Source organism: Pseudomonas sp. PS01297, assembly GCF_029959305.1.
GTDB classification, from domain to species: Bacteria; Pseudomonadota; Gammaproteobacteria; order Pseudomonadales; family Pseudomonadaceae; genus Aquipseudomonas; species Aquipseudomonas helleri.
The window spans coordinates 24,786-45,244 of sequence record NZ_JASCPQ010000033.1 but is presented as its reverse complement, the minus strand read 5'-3'; the positions used below and the strand labels follow the sequence as shown (position 1 = coordinate 45,244).

Genomic DNA, 20,459 nt, shown 5'->3' with positions numbered 1-20,459 from the left:
TCCCGTGGGAGAGGGTTTGTGCAGGTCGGTTACACCTTAAAGTGGCTGACCATTGCTTGCAGTTGTGTCCCCAGCCGCGCCAGTTCAACGCTGGACTTGGCGGTTTCATCACTGGCCGCCGCGGTTTGTTCTGAGACGTCACGCACGTTGAGGATGCTGCGGCTGATCTCTTCTGCCACGGCACTTTGCTGCTCGGCGGCTGCGGCAATTTGCTGGTTCATCGACTGAATATTCGACACGGTGCGGGTAATGCCCTGCAACGAAGTGCCGGCCTGACGGGTCAGGTTCACGCTGCTGTCGGTCAAGGTGCGGCTGTTGTTCATGACCTCGGCCACTTGCTGGGTGCCACTTTGCAGCGCTGCAACCAGCGTTTGAATTTCTTCGGTGGAGTTTTGCGTGCGCTGCGCCAAGGCCCGCACTTCATCGGCCACCACCGCAAATCCACGCCCGGCATCCCCGGCGCGTGCGGCCTCGATTGCCGCGTTAAGCGCCAGCAGATTGGTCTGGTCGGCCACGGCTTTGATCACGTCCATGACGCTGCCGATCTTGTCGCTTTCTGTTTGCAACACGGCCATGGCCTGGGTCGAACGGCCGACTTCAACGGCCAGGCGTTCGATCTGGTCAATGGCCTGATTGACCACGTTGTCGCCTGCGCGGGCTTCGTCGTCGGCTGCGGCTGCTGCGTGGGACGCTTGCTCGGCATTGCGTGCGACTTCTTGCACGGTCGCGGTCATTTCATGCATGGCGGTGGCCACTTGATCGGTTTCGACCTTTTGGCTGTTGACCCCGGCGCTGGTCTGCTCGGTGACCGCAGACAACTCCTCTGCTGCGCTGGCGATTTGCGTAACGCCGTCGCGGATCCCGCTGATCAAATCACGCAGGGTCGTGCCCATACGCGCAATACCTTGTTGCAGGATGCCCAGGTCATCGCGGCGAGTAACTTGCAAGTTGTGGCTCAGGTCGCCGCTGGCAATCCGTTCAACAACCTCCAGGGTTTCACGCAGCGGGCGAGTGATCTGGCGGGTGATCACGACGGCCGCCACCACGCCCAGCAGCAAGACCAGCAAGGTGCTGATCAATTGCAGGCGGTTGGCACTGGCGCTGTCGGTGTCACGGCGTTCCAGCTGAATGTTGTACAGCTCGGTGCTGCGGCTAAGGATGCCGTTGCCGTAGTCCGTCATGTCTTTGCGGCGGTCGATAATGCTGTTGTCAGTGTCAGTGAATACCTTCAACGCCTGGGTGTACTCAGCCATGGCATCACTTAACGCACGCAAGGTGTCAGCGGCGCTGGTGCTGAAAAAAGCGTTCAACCCCGCAAGGCTGGCCGTCGCAGCGGCCAGTTGGCTGCGTGCAGCCTGTTCGGTCGCAGGCGTGGGCGAGGCAATGTAGGCGCGGCCCAGATCGCGGGCCATAAGGAATTGTTCGCGCACTTTGGTGACCGCCTGGTACTGCTCAAAACGCCCTTCTTCGCCCGCCGGGCGTTGCAAAGTGCGGGCGTCCAGCGTGGCGATGTCGGCCAGCGTCGTTTTGGCGCTGCGATCCATGCGCTCACGCGACACCGCAGACTCAACGTAAGCCTTGCGCATCGCCACCAGGGCGCTTTGGTAGCGGGTGATGAGGTCGTGTTGCTCGTTCAGCAACTTGAGGTTTTCAGGGCTCTTGAACGTGTTCAGCAGTTGTTTTTGCTGCGCCTCAAAGGCTTCCAGATTGGTCTGCACGTTCTGTGCGGCGGTCTCGTCGCCATTGGTCAACATGTACTGCAAACGTGCGACCCGCAGGTTGGTCAGCGCGCTGTTGAGTTGCGTGATATCGGTCATCCAGTTACTGCGGTCAATCAATGTCCCCAGGCTGAACCAATTGCTGATTGCCATCAGGCAGGTGAGGGCCAAAACCAGGCCGAAGCCCAAGGCCAGTTTCATGTTGACGCTGATGTTGCTCAGCCAACTGTTCATTTCAATCTCCAGGAACGGTGCGCGCAGGATCTGTTCTCGCTGTAGGGTTTTGTTTTTTTGGCCCAGCAAAATACGTGTGTTGAGCTGTATCGGCGGCGTTGAGCAGAGCTGAAACGTTTTTTGATGCGTAATGATCAGTGGTTAAAAAGGCCCTCCAAAACGGCAATCAAAGGTGTGTTTAAAGACTTTTTTCACATTTGCTTCACCTGCCTCCTACACCCGAATTTCTAGACTGCGTTCAGTTTGGAAAAAGCCTTGCTATGCAAGACTGTTTTCGTACCAGCGGGATTGTTCACCCATCCATTGTCATATTCGCGTTATAGGGTGGCAGCGACTGTTGTTCACTGACTGCCATAGGGGCGTTCTACGTGATTTTGAGTCTTCGTTTAGCGGGTGCTAAGCGCGCATTACTGCGCAAAGCGTTCGCGCGTTATCGAAATGCACTGGTGGTGGTCGTAGCGACGGTTTTGACCGTATTTATTACCCTTCAATTGCTGGCGCCTGCACCTGCGCCCAACCTGGCGTTGCCCGGCAATGCCAGCCGTGTGGTAGCGCTGAAACAGAGCTGGGCTAAAGGCGATGTCATTGCGCTTGTTCGTCATGGCGAACGTTGCGACCGTTCCTCGACCCTTTGCCTGGGGCCTGAAGATGGCATCACTGTGCACGGCGAATCCGTTGCTCAAGCGCTGGGCAATGAGTTCCTTCAGATGGGGCTGGCCCATGCCGATATCTACAGCAGCTTGCTGACCCGCTCACGGCAGACGGCTGACGCGATGTTTACTCGCCCGGTTGAGGCTCAAGACTGGGTGTTCAACTGCAGGGGCAAAATGCTCAGCGACGTGCTCAAGCATAAAGTCCCGGGTCGCAATCTGGTGCTGGTCACCCATAGCGAATGCATGGACGAGCTTGAGAGCCAGATGCATGTGCCCACAGAAACCACCTTCAGCTATGGCGCTTCGTTGTTTATCAACGTAGAGGGCGCCAGCGCACAGCCGCAAATGCTCGGTTATGTTGAAACCAAAGACTGGAACAGCATCGTGCCGCCAGGCACCCTGCCAGCGGGCCATAGCCTCGAAGCCTCACGTTTTTAACACCTCAACGTGTAGGAGCGAGCTTGCCTCGCGATCTTTTGATCTTTTAAAAGCTCGCGAGGCAAGCTCGCTCCTACAATTGGGTACCGTTAAGCCAACACACGATTCCAATTGTCTTCGACCGGCAGCGGCACGTCCCTGAGTTCCTGGGCCACGGCTTTTTCGATGTCGTCGGCGCTGAGTTCTTTTTCATCAAGCCACGGCCATGTGGCATCCGCATCGCGAAAGTTGAGTTGGTTATTCAACTGCTGACACGCGAGCGCGAGCAAGTGCATCAGCACCCACTGACTGGTGAGGTACGCCTTCTGTTGCACCGGGCTGCGGTTGAGCAAGGCGGTGACCTCTGTCACCTGCGGGTTTGGCCACGCGCTGCTGCGCAGGTTCCAGACCAGCGCGCCATTGTTCGACACGTCTTTGTCGGCCAGTGCCGGGTCGGCGCTGACCTCTATGCTCAGCTTTAAATGTTGGTGCTCAAGCTGGTCAATCAGATAACGGGCGAGGCCGGATTGGCGCAGGTACGCCGTCGCGGTCTTGTAGGCCAACTGAGCGTCATAGTCGCTCAGGCTCTGGCTGGTAATGCTGATGGTCATGGCTAGCTCCTTGACTGGGTAACGTCCAGCACAGGGAGCGTAGCCAATGTGCCGTAATCGGCCACGCCAAGTGTCGTTCTATTGCCGCGGATCAATCTTCTGAAGCGGGCGCCAGCGTCACGAAGTAAAAGTGATGGCGGCCAACACTGACCGTGTCCAGCACCTTCAGCGCCACACCCGGCACCTCGGTTTTGTCGATAACCGCGATATTGTCGGGCGACTCAGCCAAAAAGGCCTGCAATTCGGCGGCGGAGTTCAGCGTGTGCGGCAGTTGCTGGCTATAAAACACCACGGCTCCAAGACGCTCATCCGGTTGCAGCAGGGCGATGTGTTTACCGCTGGCTTGCAGGCTGATGACTTGCGCGGCCACGGGCTGGAAGGATTCGCTGCGATCGGCGCGCGGCGCCCATACAGCCGCAGCGATCAGGTAGGTGGTGACAACCCCGGCCAGCAGTGCGATGGCCAGCGAACGGTGGTAGTCGCTCAAAAACTTGGCGATGGCCGAGTCCTGGCTTTTCTTGCGCAGCCATTGCAGCACAACCCCGGCGTACTCGGCAGCGATCACGGCCGCCGCCGGGGTCAGCGACATCAAGTACACCGCGCGCTTGCTTGAGGCGATATTGAGCATCAGGTATTGCGCCAGCAGCCACACGCAGAAAAACAGCAGGTAAGGGTTGCTGCGCAATTGCTTGCGGAAATGCCACAGCCCCAGGAACGTCAGCAGGTTCCACGGCAGGAAGCTTTCGGGCAATTTGCGCAGGTAATAGTAGAAGGGTTCGTAGTGCCCGGCCTCGACAAAGGAACCGCTGAATCGGCCAATGCTGTTGGTCAATACCACTTCGCTAACGGCTTGCAGCCCGCCACGTTGATACAGCACGCACAGCCAGATCAGCAGCGGGATCAAGCCCACCAGAGTCATCAGGGCCGGGCGCAGCCAGTCATTCACGGCAAAGCGTTTGTTGATCAAGCTGTCACACAGCAAATAGGTAAAAATCACCACCCCCGGCAAGGCCAGGCCGAACACGCCTTTGCTCAAGGTGGCAATGGCAATGCCGGCGGCAAACAGTAACCAGCTACCGGCCGCAAAGCGCGGTTGGCGGCTGGCCTGGTAAAACGCCAGCAGCGCCATGCTGACGCCCAGGGTCAGCAGCGAATCTTCACCGACCTGGCGTGCATTCGCCCAAAAGCTGCCCATGGTGGCCAGCATCGCGGCAGCCGTCCAGGCCATGGCTGTCGGCCGACCAAAGCGGCGCAGCATGGTGAACAGCAACATGATGCTGCACAGCCCGGCAATGGCGGACGCCAAGCGCACGGCAAACAGCTGGCCGCCAGACAGCTGGATCGCCGTCGCATCGAGCCACAGGCTCAGGGGAGGTTTTTCAAGGAAGGGTTCATTCAGCAGGGACGGGGTGACCCAGTCCTGACTCAAGTGCATTTGCATGGCAATCCCGGCAACCCGGGATTCGGTGGAACCTTGCAGATGGTGGTTACCCAAGGCAAAAAACATCAACACACAACCGAGCAGCAGTAACAGCAGAGCGGGACGAGTCAGACGCATTGGGTTACCAGGCTATATTTCAGTGAATAATGCGCTGGAGTATAGGAGGGGAAAGTTTAACAAAATGTGAAAAATGGCCGATTCAGGACTTTTTGCCCCGTGATGGCACCACAGTGCTTACAGGCATCATGTTTATTCCTGACCCGGCGATTGCCGGGTCAGGATCACACTCAGAACGTTGCCTTGACCTGCAGGCCTGCGACCAGCGCATTGCCCCGGCTTTTGCCGTAGAACGCACCCGGTTCGATGATGTATTGCACATCCGGACGCAGCAGCAACCACGGCGTCACTTGAGCGCCGTAGTTGAGCTCCAGCAACTGCTCGCCGCTGTCGAGGTTGGCAATCATGTTGGCTTGCTCAGGGTTGGCAGCCGCAGCTTCTTGCACATCACGCGAGCGTGAGTTGAACACGGCGCGACCGTAAGCGAAGGCGATGCTGTCTTGCGGGCGGCTGGCAAACGGCTTTTGTTTCACCAGGCCCACCGCGTACCAACGGCGCATGGCCGAGGTCGCGGCATTGCTGGTGGCGGCCTGGCCAAAGGCGCGCAAGACACTTTCGGGGTCTTGCTCATCACGCCAGATCGCCTGGTCGACCAGTATGTAAGCGCCGGTGCGATTGTTGGCTTTTTGCGTGCTGCCAATTTTCGTGGTGTTGGAGGTGTCGTAGTACCAGCCCGCTTTGTATTGGCCGCTCAGCCAGGCGTTGTGGTTGTAGATCGCTTCCAGCGGCAGGATGGCGCCGGTGGTGCCACGGGTGGTCATGGTGAACGCTTCGGAGGAGCGGCTGTTGTACTCCGGATTGACCTGGAACACAGCGGTTTGCAAGGTCAGCGACGGGCTCACGGTGTAGCGCAATTCAGCGCCCCAATGAGGTGTCGGGTAGTTGCTCCAGCCGCTGCCGTTGGACATGGTCAACGGGTGGGCGCAGAAACCGGCGTTTACAAAGCTGGTCAGCAGCGGCATACCGCCAAAGTCATTACCCATCGCCAGGAAGCCGAGTTTGGTGGTCAGCGCCGGGCTGAATAGCGTGCGCTGGTAGCTGAATTCAGACAGCCGCGTGTACTGGCCGCCGTAGTTCTCTTGCACCGGCAAGCGGTTGCCTACCAAGTCTTCGGAGGCGCTATGGCCGCGACGGTCGTTGACGGTGATCTGCACCAGGCCCGCGTCCGGGGTATCGAGCAGCTTGCTCAGGTCGAACTGGGCGCCGATGCGCACTTGCTGCGAATACCGCGTGCCGTGCTTGATCCCGCCGTGCAGGTTGGAAAACGTTTCGGAGTTGTAGTCGCCGGTCAGCTTAATGCCTTTGTCGATCAGCTTTTGGCGTTCGCCGCCCCAATCGCCGGTCAGCGTTGAGCGATTCATCAGGTCGTCAGAGGTGTCTGCAAGCGCACAAGCGGGGACGAGGGCCAAGAGTGACAAGCCGCTGCACAGGCCGGAAGTCAGCAAGGCGCGGGAAGAAAAAAACATCTAAAAGTGCTCCTTCATAAGCGGTGTCGCAAAGCAGGGGGCGACACGATGTCGCACAGTATGAACTAGTTAGTTCATAAAATTAATATTTCGTCATATTGCCGCGACGAGAGGGTGCAGTTCGCTGTGATGGTGAAAACGCGCAGTTTTAGCGAGGTTTCGGCGCATATATCGGCATGTTAGGTAACGATTTTCAGCTTGTTTTAGCCGGGTCACTGGCGAATCGTCCGCGCTCTTTCGACGTATTCCCAGGTAATAGACTCTGATGAGCAGCGCTAAACCCATGATCGGCACCAAGGCTTTGTCCGCAAACCTTAAGCGCGGTCGCCTGGAGGTTGAAGTCAATGCATCGACTTTTGAGCCACAGGCCTTGTTCCGTTTCGCTGAACGGCGTAACCCCAAGCGCGCCTTTTTGTTTGTCTCGTGTGTATTGGGGCGGCACATTCCAGCCCGGCCGTCGCGGATGGCTGAGTGTTTCGATGCGCTGGCCGCACAGATCCCCGCGGACTTGCCCGGCCCGGTGCTGGTCATCGGCATGGCCGAAACGGCTGTCGGCCTCGGCGCTGGCGTACATCGCGCCTTGGCCCGCACGCGCAACGACAGTGTTTATCTGTGCAGCACCCGGCATCCGACGGGCAGCGCGGTGTTTGCCCGTTTTGAAGAAGAACACAGCCACGCCACTTCGCATTTACTGCACCTGCCGCAGAGCGCACAGGCCCTTGCTCTCATGCTGACGGCCCGTTCACTGGTGCTGGTGGATGACGAGGCGTCTACCGGTACCACCTTTATCAATGTGTGCAACGCCCTGGCTGACGCCGGGCTTGAGTCGATTGAACGCATCGTTAGCGCCACCCTCACCGACTGGTCGCAGGGTGCGCTGCGCAAGGCCAAGGGCAGTCACGCCAGCAGCGTTTCACTGCTCGCCGGGCGTTATACGTTTGCCGAAGATGCACACGCCGAGCTGCCAGAAATGCCCAGCGTCGGCACTGTGGCCGAAGGTCATTGGCCACTTGAACCTGAACGAGACTGGGGGCGCATGGGCGTGTGCGAACACCGCGACACGCTGGCCCCTGATCTGCACGTCGCCCCCGGCGAGCGGGTCGTTGTGATCGGCACCAGTGAGTTTGTCTGGCCACCTTTTTTGCTCGCTGAGCGGCTGGAGCGTTCGGGCGCTGATGTGCATTTCAGCGCCACCAGCCGTTCACCCATCGCCTTGGGTCACGCCATCGACCACGCGCTGTCATTTCGCGACAACTATGGGCTGGGCATTCCCAACTTTTTATACAACGTCGCCCCTGGCCAGTTTGACCGTGTGCTGATTTGCAGCGAAACCCCGACGGCTGCGCTGGATCCGGCATTGCTGCGGGCATTGAATGCACAGGTGATTGTTTATGGCCATTAATCGCCCGCTTGTGTTCGTTGACCTCGACGACACGTTGTTTCAAACCGCCCGCAAAATGGCCGAAGGGCCGCGCTACACCGCCACGCTTGATGCGCAGGGCCAGCCCAATGGCTTTATGAATGCGACGCAGCAGGGCTTTGTCGAGTGGTTGCTGGCCACCACCGACGTGGTGCCCGTGACTGCGCGCAGCGTTGAGGCGTATCAGCGGGTGCAGATTCCATTCGTGCACGGAGCTATCTGTGACCACGGCGGCGTCATCCTCAGCGCAGAGGGTGTGCCCGATGGCGAGTGGCATGCGCGCATGTGCAACGAACTGGCACTGGAGCAGGCACGCCTGCGACGCCTGAGCGAGCAAACCTTGGCGCTCGGTGCTGAGCTGGGCTTATCGCTGCGCAGTTGGGTGGTGGAGGAGCAAGGCCTGGCCACTTACGTGGTGACCAAACACAGTTATGAAACTGATCATGCGCTGCTGGTCGTATGTGCCGAGGCCAGGGCGCGGGGTTTGCTCAACGGCCTGAACGTGCATGGCAACGGCAACAATCTGGCCTTCCTGCCGAAGGCGTTGCAAAAGCGTGAAGCGGTGCGCGAGTGGGTTCGCCGCGATCAGGCACTCAACGGCAAACGGCCATTGCTCGGCTTCGGCGACAGCCTGTCGGACCTGGGTTTTATGGCTGAGTGCGACTGGTGGGGCACTCCAAAACACGGTCAGTTGGCCAGCCATGTGTGTGCGAGCGTGGACCATGCGTAATGTTTGCGCGGGCTTGAATACCGTCGGCAGCGGCAGTTACGGCCGGGATGATGTGCACTTTTTACTGCGTGCGATGGTGATTAAAACCACCGATGTGCAGGAAAAAGAGCACCTGATCCAGACCCGGCAACGCCACTACTCCGAGATGATCAGCCAGGAGCATGCGCCCTCCCAACCCCATCAAAACCTCTACAGGCGGGCGCTGGCGCACAATGCGGCGCGCATGGCCGCAGATGTTCAGGCCTTGGCTAACGCCTTGAACGAACGTTACACCGGCAGCACCCTTGCGTTGGTGTCATTTGTGCGCGCCGGGGTGCCGCTGGGCGTATTGCTGCGCCGGGCATTGCTTGAAGCCGGTCGTGATGCCCGGCATTACGGGGTCAGCATTGTCCGCGACCGGGGTATCGACAACGTGGCCCTCGAAGCGGTCATCAAGGCACACGGTGCCGAAAACATCGTCTTCGTCGATGGCTGGACGGGCAAAGGAGCGATCAGCGAACAACTGCGTGAGAGCCTGGCTGCCGATTCGCGCTTTGCACCCCGGCCACGGTTGGTGGTGTTGGCGGATCCGTGTGGGCGTGCCTGGCTGGCAGCGTCTGCCGAAGACTGGCTGATCCCTTCGGGGATTCTGGGGGCCACCGTGTCCGGTCTGGTATCACGCTCAATCTGGGCGCCAGAACCCGGCTTGCACGGGTGCGTGATGTACCCCCATTTGGCTGGGCATGACGTGACCATGAGTTTTATCCACAGCATCGAAACCGAACGTGCCCGGATAACCGCGCCCGCCAGCGCCCAACCCTGGACGCTGGCACAGGCCTGGGCGTTGCAACGCCGCGCGCAAAGTGTGCTGGACGGTATCTCGACGCGTTTTTCGGTGCTCAACGGCAACCGGATCAAGCCCGGTATTGCCGAGGCCACCCGTGCCGTCATGCGCCGCATGCCCGAGCAAGTGCTGGTGCGCCGGCGTGACGATCCGGACGTGCAACTGCTGATGCACCTGAGCCGTCAGGCCAACATCGAGGTCCGCGAAGTCGGTGACGAATTGGGGCCGTATCGCGCCCTCACTGTCATCAGGAGCGTGCGCTGATGATCAAGCATTCGCCCTATGCCCTGGGGGCCACGCTGTACATGCCGGCCACCCGGCCGGACATCCTGGACGTTGTGTCTGGTGAAAAAATCCAGGGGTTGCGATCGCTGGTGCTGTGCCTCGAAGACGCCGTGGCCGCCACCGATGTGCAACAGGCACTGAACAATCTCAAACACCTGCTGGAGGCTATCGAAGCGCGGGGCGGTCGACCGTCCGGCGGGCCGATCCTGTTTATCCGGCCGCGTGACAGCCGCATGGCGGCGCTGCTCAATGAATGGCCATTAATGCGCCACGTCGATGGATTTGTTGTGCCTAAACTGTGTCTGAGCAACCTGCGCGAGTGGCAACAGGCCGTGGCCTGCGACGACTTGATGTTGATGCCAACCCTTGAAACACCTGAGGTCTTTGACCCCGGCGCCATGGTTGAATTGCGCAGCGCCCTGCTCGAACACTTGCCGGGGCGTATCATTGCCCTGCGCATAGGCGGGAATGATCTGATGGGCTCTCTGGGGCTGCGTCGTTCACCGACGATGACGCTTTACAGCACACCGATGGGTTACGTTATCCCGATGTTATGCGGGATCATGGGCTCTGCGGGGTTTGCGCTGACGGCGCCGGTGTTTGAACAGCTCAACATGCCGCAGTTGCTGGAGCAGGAATTGGCGCTGGATATCGCCCACGGGCTTGTCGGTAAAACCGCAATCCATCCGGCGCAAATTGCAGTTATCCACAGGGCGCTACAAGTCAGCCTTGAAGATTTCAACAGCGCACGCCAGATACAAAGTGATACGGCGCCTGCGGTGTTCAAGTTCAACGATGCGATGTGTGAACCCGCGACCCATGGCAAATGGGCGCAAATGATTATTGAACGAGCGCATTGGCAAGGGGTTCGCCCCGAAATGACCCGCTCGATAGACCCTTTTTGGAGGCAGCCTGCGATGGGCTGAAGTAGTCGGTTGAATGAAGTTTTGAATACGCCTGAGAAGGGCAAGCAGGTCCTGTCGGCTTTCGATTTTGATGGCACGTTGACCTATCACGACAGCTTTGTGCCCTTTTTGCGCTTCGCGTTTGGCAACCGCTTGTTCGCGATGCGGCTCTTGCGAATGATCCCTGCGACCACCGCTTATTTGCTGGGCCGGATCAGCCGAAATGATTTGAAAGAAAAACTCATCACGGTCTATCTCACGGGAGCCAAGGAAGCATGGGTGGCCGAGCGTGCCGAAGCATTTTGTGACGCTTCCTGGCAGCAACTGATGCGACCTTTGGGCTTAGTATCGGTCGCCTCCGAGCTTGAACAGAAGGCCATTGTGACCATCTGTTCGGCTTCGCCAGAGCTGGTGCTCAAGCCCTTTGCCAAAAAGCTCGGTATCGCGCTCATTGGCACCCGGCTGCAGTCGGTTGATGGCGTGCTGACCGGAGAGATCGACGGCACCAACTGCCGATGCGAGCAAAAAGTCATTCGGCTGGAGGCCCAGTACGGGCCTTTGGATCAATACACACTACGTGCTTGGGGAGACACCCAGGGCGACGAGCAAATGCTGGGGGCAGCCCAAGAGCCACATTGGCGCGAGTTTCATGCGCTGTGGCGTCGCAAGCGGCCATTGGATGTGTGTCTGCGTGAGGAACTCTGAGCAGAACAGATCATGAGCCAGCAGCTACTTTCGGCCCCCGTCCCTGAGTTCAGACAAGGAAAGGAAACGCTACATGGCTATTTCGTTGTCCAAGAACCAAGCGGTATCCCTGGAAAAGGAGACCGGGGCGGGGCTTAAAAAAGTATCGATGGGGCTGGCGTGTAACCTGAGCTGCAATGCGCCCCGGGCGGTGCGTTTATGACCCTTTTGGCGCCGGGCGCCAACACAGGTGTTAATACAGAAACCTTGAACGTGACCGTCAGCTACAGCCCTGTGTCGTGCGCGGAGCTGGACGTTTCGGCATTTTTGCTCACGGCTTCGGGCAAGGTGCGTGGCGACAACGACATGTGCTTCTTCGGCCAGAAAGCGGTCAATCATGGCGCGGTCAAACTGCTTGAGTCCTGCCCCGGTCGAGCGGTGTTCAGCCTCGATTTACAGGCGATTGATCCTGCGATCGACAAAATTGCATTGACCGCCACCGTTTATGAAAACAAGGCTAAATTCTCGGCATTTCCCCATCTGACCGTGGCGGTGAGCGGCGGCATAGAGGCCCCGATTCCGACGCAAGGCATGTCAGAAACCGCATTGATTTTGGGTGAGTTTTATCGTCGTCAGGGCGTGTGGAAATTCCGCTGTGTCGCTCAGGGCTTTGCTGGCGGTCTTGCACCCTTGGCTGAACACTTTGGTATGGAAATTGACGCCCCGGTAACGCCATCCCCGGCGCCTGTGGCGCCGGCGTCGGCAACCCGGGTCAATTTGTCAAAGGTCACCCTCGACAAGCAGCGCCCCTCCATCAGTCTCGTTAAAAAAGACGGGGATTTCGGCGAGATCAAAATAAACCTCAACTGGAACCGGGCCCCGCAAAACATCGGCGGCGGTGGCTTTTTTGCAGCGTTGCGCGGCAAGTCAGGCGGGATCGATCTGGATGTAGGTTGCCTGTACGAGCTGCAAAACGGCCGCAAAGGCGCCGTCCAGGCCCTGGGTAATGCGTTTGGCGAATTTGCCGATGAACCGTTCATTCAACTGATGGGCGATGACCGTACCGGGGCCGCAAGCGATGGCGAGTGGCTGCGCATCAATGGCAAACAGTGGCAAGCAGTACGCCGGGTGCTTGTCTATGCGTTCATCTATAAAGGCGCGCCGAACTGGCAGGCCACTGACGGCGTGATCACCTTGTACATGCCAGGCGAACCGCCCGTCGAAGTGCGCTTGAGCGAAGAGGGCGGCTCCAAGGGTATGTGCGCTGTCGCCTTGCTTGAAAACATTGACGGCAGCGTCAAGGTCAATCGCAAGGTTGAGTTTTACAATGGCCATTCAGACATGGACACGGCCTTTGGCTGGGGCATGCGCTGGGCTGCCGGGTCTAAATGACCGCGACATAACGACCGCCGAGGCTGGCGATTTTGATCTTTGAGGACACCATGGAAAACACGGCAATTGGCTTTCCGCCAACGACCATCGCTGTATTTGTAGCACTTGCGGTCATTGCCCTGGCAATCGATCTGTTTACCCACAAAAGCGATAAACCCGTCACGCTGACCAACGCGGCTTGCTGGTCGATTTTTTGGGTGCTGATCTCACTCGCCTTTGCGGGCTACCTGTATTACGCCCATGGTCCGAGCGTGGCCAGCCTGTTTGTTACCGGTTACGCACTCGAAAAAGTCCTCAGCGTCGACAACCTGTTTGTGTTCATGGCGATCTTTGCCTGGTTCAAGATCCCCGATGCGTTGCGTCACCGTGTTCTGTACTGGGGCATCATCGGCGCCATCGTGTTCCGCTTGATCTTCGTGGCGATCGGTACAGGGCTTCTGGCCTTTGGACCGTGGGTAGAAGTGCTGTTTGCGGTGATTGTGGCCTGGACCGCGATCATGATGCTGCGCGGCAATGAAGACGACGAAGACGAAGACTATTCCAAACACGTCGCCTACCGGTTTGCGAAAAAACTGTTCCCGGTATGGCCAAAGCTGCATGGTCATCAGTTTTTTGTGTCGCGCACGGTGCTTGAGCAGGAGATCACCAAACCCGAGAACAAGGGCATGACCCTGGCCAGCAAAGGCGCCTTGTTCGCCACACCGCTATTTTTGTGTGTGGTGGTGGTTGAGGTCTCGGACATTCTGTTCGCCTTCGACTCCGTGCCAGCCGTCATCGCCGTCAGCCGTGAACCCCTGATCGTTTACTCCGCCATGATGTTTGCGATTTTGGGCTTGCGCACCATGTACTTCGTACTTGAAGCCCTCAAGCGTTATCTGGTGCACCTGGAAAAATCGGTTATCGCGTTGTTGTTCTTTATCGCCGCCAAGCTGGCGTTGAATGCAACCAACCACCTGTTTGGCCATGGCATCAGCATTGAGCCAAACACCAGCTTGCTGGTGGTGTTGGTGGTCTTGGCCATCGGCATTGCGGCCAGCGTTGTTTTCCCCGGCAAAGAAGAAAAATCGGACGTTAAAAACGGCTGACAGCTTTGCCTTGTTCAACGGCCAGGAGGCGCAGCACACGATGCAGTCGAGGGGTATGGCTTGGTCTTTCAAGCCGTTCCCAGTCAGTTCTTTCTATAAGGATTCACGCACATGGCAGTAAGTCTGAGTAAAGGCGGCAATGTATCCCTGACCAAAGAAGCACCGGGCCTTACCGAAGTCGTGGTGGGGTTGGGCTGGGATCCACGGGTAACCGACGGCCAGGAGTTCGACCTGGACGCCTCGGTGTTTATTGTTGGCGAGAGCGGCAAAGTGCTGAACGACGGCAGTTTTGTGTTCTACAACAACAAGACCTCACCGGACGGCAACGTTGTGCACCAGGGCGACAACCGCTCAGGCGCAGGCGAGGGCGATGATGAGCAAGTGCACGTCAAACTGTCCGGCTTTGCCCCAGACACCAAAAAACTGGTGTTTGCCGTCACCATCCACGAAGCGGCCGGGCGTAAGCAGAGTTTTGGTCAAGTCGCCAATGCGTACATTCGCGTGGTGAACAAGGCGGATGGCAAAGAGCTGGCGCGCTATGACCTGAGCGAAGACGCCTCAACCGAAACCGCCATGATCTTTGGCGAGCTGTACATCAATAACAGCGAGTGGAAGTTCAAAGCCATCGGCCAGGGTTTTGCTGGCGGACTGGGCCCGTTGGCGGCGTCTCACGGCGTAAACCTGGGCTAACCCCACGATTAAAAAAAGACCCTACCCGACGCCGGGCAGGGTCTTTTTTTTGTGTTAAATCCCGCAGCCATCCAAAATTTCGCCCTCTGTAGGAGCGAGCTTGCCTCGCGATCTCTTGATTGTTGAGCGTGAGAACATGCTCCTTTCATCGCTGTAGCCGGTCACAAAACTGCACTTAACAACTGCGCAAAAACTTGCGCACTTAAACGCTGTTTTTACACTAACTATTTTGCTGTAAGCCTTATCAACAAAGGGCTCCAGCGCACTGCGCAACTTTTTGCGCAGCAGTGCGCAACACCTTGCGCACTTTTGCCTGATATTCCGCCTAAATCCCCTGACGAAAAACACACGGTCGTCTACAGGCGTTGATCTATAAGGGCTGAACGTTAACTGGCATAACTCTTGAACTCTCCAATGACCGCGCAACGTTTTTGTTTGCCGGCTTATCACATTTTTTGTGCAAGGAGAGCTTCATGGCTACGCCAGCGTATATGTCCATCACCGGTGCAAAGCAGGGCCTGATCACAGCCGGCGCGTTCACAGCCGATTCAGTGGGTAACACCTATCAGGAAGGGCACGAAGACCAGGTCATGGTTCAGGGTTTCAGCCACGAGGTGATCATCCCGCGTGACCCGCAATCGGGTCAGCCCACCGGTCAGCGTATTCACAAGCCGCTCTGCATTACTAAAGTTTTTGACAAGTCTTCGCCTTTGCTGCTTGCAGCATTGACCTCCGGCGAGCACATGGAGAAAGTCGTTATTCAATGGTATCGGACATCGGCTGCCGGCACGCAAGAGCATTACTACACCACCACACTTGAAGACGCGATCATCGTCGACATTAAAGACTACATGCACAACTGCCAGGACCCGGCTAACAGCCATTTCACCCACCTGGAGGACGTGCAATTCACGTACCGCAAAATCACCTGGACTCACGAAATCAGCGGTACTTCGGGCTCTGACGACTGGCGCAGCCCTGTCGCAGGTTAAACCCAAGTACCCATAAACGACATCAGCCCGCCTCGGCGGGCTGATGTCGTTCGCAGGAGGCATTCAATGGTTACGCGTGATCTTTCGTTGTCGGCAGGTCTACCTCCCGACCTTGAATGGCAAGGACGCTGCGGTTTATTACTGGACGCGGTCAGCCTGATCAAACGCTCCCAGCACCTGGCGCAGTGGAACAACCCCTGGGTGTTTGAGCCGCTGTACACCGCCTCGGCAATGCCCGGCCTTGAGCAACTGTCGCCGCGTGTATTAAAAGTCGAGACACCGGCTCAGCCCGTACTCCAACAATTTTTAGCCAATGCCGAAGAAGAGTGGGGCTACCTGCTGTTTTGTGACGGTGAATGGTCGTCCATGATTGCCCATCTGCGTTGGCTGACCGTGGTCCGCATGCCCCACGAACAGCGTGTGTTTCTGCGTCTGGCAGACCCTTCGGTCATGCATGCATTATTTACGCTGGCGGTCGAAGCGGGGGATGCCACCCTGTTTGGCCCCTGCCAGCAGATCCTCATCGCCGACGCGGCGCAGGGTGTCTGGCACCTCCATCATCGCCCCGGCCCTGCGCCCATCTCGCAACAGTGCACGCCTTACTTACTCTCGGAGCAAGAGGCTAGCGCGCTGGATGTCGTCAGTTTTCACAATGTGGTGCTGCGGCTCGAGCGGCATTTACTCCATTACTTTCCCGCGTACCAGGCCCACCTCTCGCCAAGCGAACGCTGGGCACATGTTCACGCGTTGGCGAGCATGGCCTATGACCGCGGCTTGAGCAGTGAACTCGACATCACCCTTTACGCCAATGTGCACGGCTACCTCGGGGAACATGCGCTGCGGGACCATCCCGACTTACACCTTCAGTTGATCACCGTCTCGGCGCTCACGCCTGCGCAACGCATCGAGAAGGTGGCTGAAATCGCCCGCTGCCGAGCACTGCACCTGAGAGAGCCTGCCTGATGTCGACCGTCTTCTGGCCCAAAAACCCCAACAACGTCAACCTCTCCCGCGATGATGCGCGAAACAGTATGGGCACCTGCCCGCTGATGAAAACCACCGTGCAGTTGATCCCGCTGCGCTATGGCATCGTCGACAACCCGGCACTCGACCCCGCAGGCGAGGTTGCCATGCCCTACAGCCTCGGCGCCCGGCCGCTGGGTATCCGGCTGTTGCGCGATGGCTGGTTGTACGTGATTGAGGGCAGCAGTGGCACCTTGTCCGAGTACCGTATTGAAGACGGGCTGGTCAGCGCCATGCTGTGGCAAGGTCGTGAGGTGTTCGACGACGACCGTGAAGAACCGATCCACGAACCGAGGCTGATTTACGCCAAAACCAGCACCTTGTACGTCACGTATTCCGAAGTCCCGTGGACCGCGAAAAAGTGCCAGCAGGTGCTGAGTTCAACGTCCGAGCGTATTCACTTCATGCAAGCGGTCGACTTGAGCAAGTCCAAGTGCGACACAGGCGGGCCCCATCTGCTGACCCCGGACATGACCGAGCATTGGCTGGCGGAAGTCGCGACCGAGCGAATCGAGGCAGAGCAACAGAACCCTGCTACCACGCTGGCCAGGCACACCAGCAGCACCCAACAACGGCTGGACGCGGAACTGCCCGAGCATGAGCGCTTGCCCTACCTGTGGGAAAAACCCGCGCGTTTCGCTCAAACCTCCATGAACCGTCTCACCGGCTGCATTCATCCACAGTACCGGCACGACACGCTGTATCTGGTGCTGGAAGACACCTTGGGGGTGATGCGCGACCTGGCCAATTATCAGGACCACGTGGTTGGCTGGATCGATGACTGGAGCAATGGCGGGGCGAAACCGGGCCATAACGAACGCGACTATGTACTGGCGTGCTACATCGAATCCCTCAGCCAGCTCAATGCGCTGGATGTCAAAACGCTGATCGGTGAGAGTAAGGACCCAGCGCACAAAGCGCTGCTGGATGATTTGCAGGGCATGGCTGAGCCGCAACACGGGGTCACAAATACCGCGATTATTGAGTACCTCGAAAGAGGTGGCTTGATGACGCCGCCCGCGGGCAGCCCGGTGCCGGCGGAGTTGGAGGTGTTGCGTCAACGGGCGCAGATGCTGGCCAATGAGGACCGCTTGAAAGGCACTGCCATGGGCTCAAATGCTCGAAGCGCTGCAGAAGACGTCGACCGTCGTTTCTACACCCGCGAACATTTCCAGGTCGCTCCCGTGGCATTTGTCGACACACATTTCGAAACCCTGGTGGCTCTGGGCAAGCATCGATTCAATCAAGTTGATGAGCTGCTGTACGGCGCAAAATTTGGCCAGCGCGGCGTCAATGACCTGATCGACCGCGAAGCAATGGCCCGCGAATTACTCGCCCATCGAACCGGGCTGGCGCGCTGGAATCAACTGCTCGACGCCATCACCGCCGACAGGGTCAAACTGATGTGCTCGGGCGCATTTCATAAAGCGGGCTGGTACTTCGACCCGATGGATATCGGCCACGCCGGGCACGCGTTTGCCACTGAATATGCCTGCCTCAAAGACATTTGTCGCAGCGACGACGCCTGTGAGCAACTGCTGGCGTACAGCCAGCGCAACCCGCAATTCAGCCGCCCGCTGTATTACACCTTGCCCTACAGCGACCAAACCGCGTTGTGGGTGCACTACGCATTTTTACTGGCGGCAGGCATGGTCCTGTTCAACAACAGCCCCGAACTCCTGGCCCGCCTGCGCAGCATTGAACAGAGCCGTTTACCGGCACTGGACGATCTCCCCGACAGCACCCGCTCAGTGGCCAATGCCGCCCTCAACACCCTGACCCCGGCGCTTAATCGCGGGTTGGAAAACGTGCTGCTCAACTTTGACGAGTTCTTCAAAAACAACGCCATGCCCGACGTTGAAGAATTGCTGCGCAAACTGCCCGTCGCCCTCAAATCGCGAATAGTGCAGGCCGCCAAAACCGAAGGCGTGACGTTCCATTTTGCGACACCGCAAGAACAGGCCGCGTTACGCGAAACGCTGGGTGAGACCTTCAAGCTGCGCCAGGAAATAGCCCTGCTTAAAAAGAAGCGGGCCCAATCCAATCGTCAACACGGGCACAAATCTCAGACCTCCCGGGAACTGCTGGAGAAAATTCAATACGACAGCCAACGGCTGGATCTGGAGCAAAGACGGCTGGCAGCCAGCCTTAGCCCCATCCCGGAATTGCCGGATGAACATGCGCGGATTTTTGGTTCGACGCAGGGCAAAGCAGGGCTGACAGTCATCTTCCCGAATGAAGGCAAACGGCAAGTTGCCGGGTTGATGGATAACTTTCGTAAAGGTGTCCAGCGCGCGCCGTTGATCAACGCGCTGGGGGATGGCGCGGCGTTGTTGCTGTTTGTGGCGCAGGCGGTGAATTTGGTGCAGGTGTTTAGAGAGACACTGGCTGTTTCGAGTGATAAGAGGCAATGGTTACCTCTAATAAGTGCATTCGCTGCCACTGGTGCTGCCGGGTTTGCGGCGGCTCAGGGCGTATTTGACACGGCGCTAAGCGCTCAGGTTAAAAAGCTAGGAGATGGTTTGGCTCTAACTTCGCTCAGTCGGCTGCAAGTCACGATGGGCAAGTTGCATGTTGGATTGGGGGTTTTTAGTTATTTAGCTGGTTTTATTGCTGCTGTTATCAGCCTTAAGAACTACCACAGTAATTGGTTACAAGCAGTCCGTAGCGGGAATCGAGGCGCTCAAACCGGAGCTTTGATAACGATGGTTGCTGCAGGTGGTCTGGCGGCCAGCAATGCTTATGGGGTTGTTAATACAGTACGGGCAGGATTAGATGTATTGAATACTGCTAAAGGGGCGGCCCGTGAGACGGCGTGGAAGGTTGCTGGAACTCGTCTAAGCAGTGTCTTTTTTCGCTTTAACTGGGCCGGTGCATTCTTTACGTTATTGGAATTGGCAGGTACTTGGTTTTACAACCGCTACAACACCAGCGGCCACGATCGTTGGCTGCAAAGCACCCCATGGGGGCTTGAGGCAGATAAACGTGAAAATTTAAGCCTTCAAGAGTTTCAGCATTACTTGACGATGCAGCAGCAGGCGCCCTTTGTAGAGATCAAGCGATCAGATGACGAACCGTTCTGGCAGAGTATGCTGCCCAGCGCAAAGCCGGGTGAGATATTCGTGATTCTTCCTGGGATGACTGTCTCTGACTATCTACCCACGCTAGAAGGTCAGGCCAATCATGGCCTTAGAGTTGGTGCGCTGCGAATAACTACGTTCCTGCAAGGTGATCGAGGCAAACCCATTGAGCAGCGTGAGGTTGTAACCGAACAGGTAGAGGCGGGCTTGTATCGTGAGGAGAGCAGGCTGGAAAAGGAGCAGAGTGGTCCTGCACCTTTGTTGCTAAAGCTCACTTATCCACGTAATCCTCAGCGAGTACTGGGTAAATTATCCGAAGAGTTATTGATAGAACTTGAACTCCAGTCGCTGCGTGAGAAGGGAAATTTAGCTTCGCGTACGTACCGTATTCGTTTTAATCCTCATGAAAGCGGACGATTTCTCTCTGCGAAGCAGCACTTCGAGTCAAGTTCGGGAATACCTTTAGTGGTGATTGATGTCGATGCCTTGGATTTATTTTCATGAGCAAAGCCAAAGTTGTATTACCAAAATCATCCATCAATGGGACCCAAAAGGTAGCAGGTGACCTAGAGCAGTTTTCTGGTGGTCAGCAGACCTATTTAGCTCCATTACCCCTACCTACCGCAGCGGAGCCTTATTGCCCCTATATCGGTGATTACAACGATATCTATTTAGATTTCGGAGGCGGAGAAC

General features: G+C 57.6%; 16 protein-coding genes and 1 pseudogene. 13 read left to right on the top strand and 4 right to left on the bottom strand.

Annotated features, from left to right (window positions below; all coding sequences use genetic code 11):
- Nucleotides 1-29: 29 nt before the first annotated feature.
- The gene (locus QMX84_RS12165; protein WP_282363896.1) at nucleotides 30-1,952 is read right to left on the bottom strand and encodes a methyl-accepting chemotaxis protein; all 1,923 of its coding nucleotides are present in this window, start codon (nucleotides 1,950-1,952) and stop codon (nucleotides 30-32) included.
- A 368-nt stretch (nucleotides 1,953-2,320) separates the two neighbouring features.
- On the opposite strand from QMX84_RS12165, the gene QMX84_RS12160 reads away from it, so the two are divergent.
- The gene (locus QMX84_RS12160) at nucleotides 2,321-3,043 is read left to right on the top strand and encodes a histidine phosphatase family protein (RefSeq protein WP_262124308.1); all 723 of its coding nucleotides are present in this window, start codon (nucleotides 2,321-2,323) and stop codon (nucleotides 3,041-3,043) included.
- An 89-nt stretch (nucleotides 3,044-3,132) separates the two neighbouring features.
- Here the strand turns inward: QMX84_RS12160 and QMX84_RS12155 are convergent, their stop codons facing one another.
- The 3 genes from QMX84_RS12155 to QMX84_RS12145 all read right to left on the bottom strand — a co-directional run bounded on the left by QMX84_RS12155 (nucleotide 3,133) and on the right by QMX84_RS12145 (nucleotide 6,657).
- Complete coding sequence (locus QMX84_RS12155) at nucleotides 3,133-3,633, bottom strand: hypothetical protein (RefSeq protein ID WP_282363895.1); 501 nt, start codon at nucleotides 3,631-3,633, stop codon at nucleotides 3,133-3,135.
- Between the two features lie 91 nt (nucleotides 3,634-3,724).
- The gene (locus QMX84_RS12150) at nucleotides 3,725-5,191 is read right to left on the bottom strand and encodes a glycosyltransferase family 39 protein (RefSeq protein ID WP_048385821.1); all 1,467 of its coding nucleotides are present in this window, start codon (nucleotides 5,189-5,191) and stop codon (nucleotides 3,725-3,727) included.
- 170 nt (nucleotides 5,192-5,361) lie between these two features.
- Complete coding sequence (locus tag QMX84_RS12145; RefSeq protein ID WP_262124306.1) at nucleotides 5,362-6,657, bottom strand: carbohydrate porin; 1,296 nt, start codon at nucleotides 6,655-6,657, stop codon at nucleotides 5,362-5,364.
- Between the two features lie 265 nt (nucleotides 6,658-6,922).
- On the opposite strand from QMX84_RS12145, the gene QMX84_RS12140 reads away from it, so the two are divergent.
- From QMX84_RS12140 to QMX84_RS12085, 12 genes and pseudogenes are all read left to right on the top strand, one after another.
- Entirely contained in the window at nucleotides 6,923-8,059 is a 1,137-nt protein-coding gene (locus tag QMX84_RS12140) for a phosphoribosyltransferase domain-containing protein (protein ID WP_282363894.1), read from the top strand.
- Entirely contained in the window at nucleotides 8,049-8,807 is a 759-nt protein-coding gene (locus QMX84_RS12135) for a trehalose phosphatase (RefSeq protein ID WP_282363893.1), read from the top strand. Before QMX84_RS12140 ends, QMX84_RS12135 begins: the two co-directional genes overlap by 11 nt.
- Nucleotides 8,800-9,894 carry a cysteine protease StiP domain-containing protein gene (locus QMX84_RS12130; RefSeq protein WP_282363892.1) on the top strand — a complete coding sequence of 365 codons (1,095 nt, stop codon included), beginning with the start codon at nucleotides 8,800-8,802 and terminating at the stop codon, nucleotides 9,892-9,894. Before QMX84_RS12135 ends, QMX84_RS12130 begins: the two co-directional genes overlap by 8 nt.
- On the top strand, nucleotides 9,894-10,841 hold the full coding sequence (locus QMX84_RS12125; RefSeq protein WP_282363891.1) for an HpcH/HpaI aldolase/citrate lyase family protein: 948 nt from the start codon (nucleotides 9,894-9,896) through the stop codon (nucleotides 10,839-10,841). The genes QMX84_RS12130 and QMX84_RS12125 overlap by 1 nt, the downstream gene beginning before the upstream one ends.
- A gap of 9 nt (nucleotides 10,842-10,850) precedes the next feature.
- Nucleotides 10,851-11,525, top strand: a complete 675-nt coding sequence (locus QMX84_RS12120) for an HAD family hydrolase (protein WP_123751808.1) — start codon at nucleotides 10,851-10,853, stop codon at nucleotides 11,523-11,525.
- A gap of 73 nt (nucleotides 11,526-11,598) precedes the next feature.
- Nucleotides 11,599-11,682: pseudogene (locus QMX84_RS12115) on the top strand (TerD family protein); the annotation flags it as partial.
- A gap of 41 nt (nucleotides 11,683-11,723) precedes the next feature.
- A complete protein-coding gene (locus QMX84_RS12110; RefSeq protein ID WP_282363890.1) occupies nucleotides 11,724-12,896 on the top strand; it encodes a TerD family protein in 1,173 nt (390 codons plus the stop codon).
- 50 nt (nucleotides 12,897-12,946) lie between these two features.
- Nucleotides 12,947-13,981: a TerC/Alx family metal homeostasis membrane protein gene (locus QMX84_RS12105; RefSeq protein WP_153335541.1), complete on the top strand. Its 1,035-nt coding sequence runs from the start codon at nucleotides 12,947-12,949 to the stop codon at nucleotides 13,979-13,981.
- A gap of 111 nt (nucleotides 13,982-14,092) precedes the next feature.
- Nucleotides 14,093-14,671 (top strand): TerD family protein, encoded by a 579-nt coding sequence (locus QMX84_RS12100; protein ID WP_262124297.1) that lies wholly within the window; start codon nucleotides 14,093-14,095, stop codon nucleotides 14,669-14,671.
- 473 nt (nucleotides 14,672-15,144) lie between these two features.
- Entirely contained in the window at nucleotides 15,145-15,663 is a 519-nt protein-coding gene (locus QMX84_RS12095) for an Hcp family type VI secretion system effector (protein ID WP_262124296.1), read from the top strand.
- Between the two features lie 66 nt (nucleotides 15,664-15,729).
- The gene (locus QMX84_RS12090; protein WP_282363889.1) at nucleotides 15,730-16,626 is read left to right on the top strand and encodes a DUF4123 domain-containing protein; all 897 of its coding nucleotides are present in this window, start codon (nucleotides 15,730-15,732) and stop codon (nucleotides 16,624-16,626) included.
- Nucleotides 16,626-20,270 (top strand): toxin VasX, encoded by a 3,645-nt coding sequence (locus QMX84_RS12085; RefSeq protein ID WP_282363888.1) that lies wholly within the window; start codon nucleotides 16,626-16,628, stop codon nucleotides 20,268-20,270. Before QMX84_RS12090 ends, QMX84_RS12085 begins: the two co-directional genes overlap by 1 nt.
- The last annotated feature ends 189 nt before the right edge of the window (nucleotides 20,271-20,459 follow it).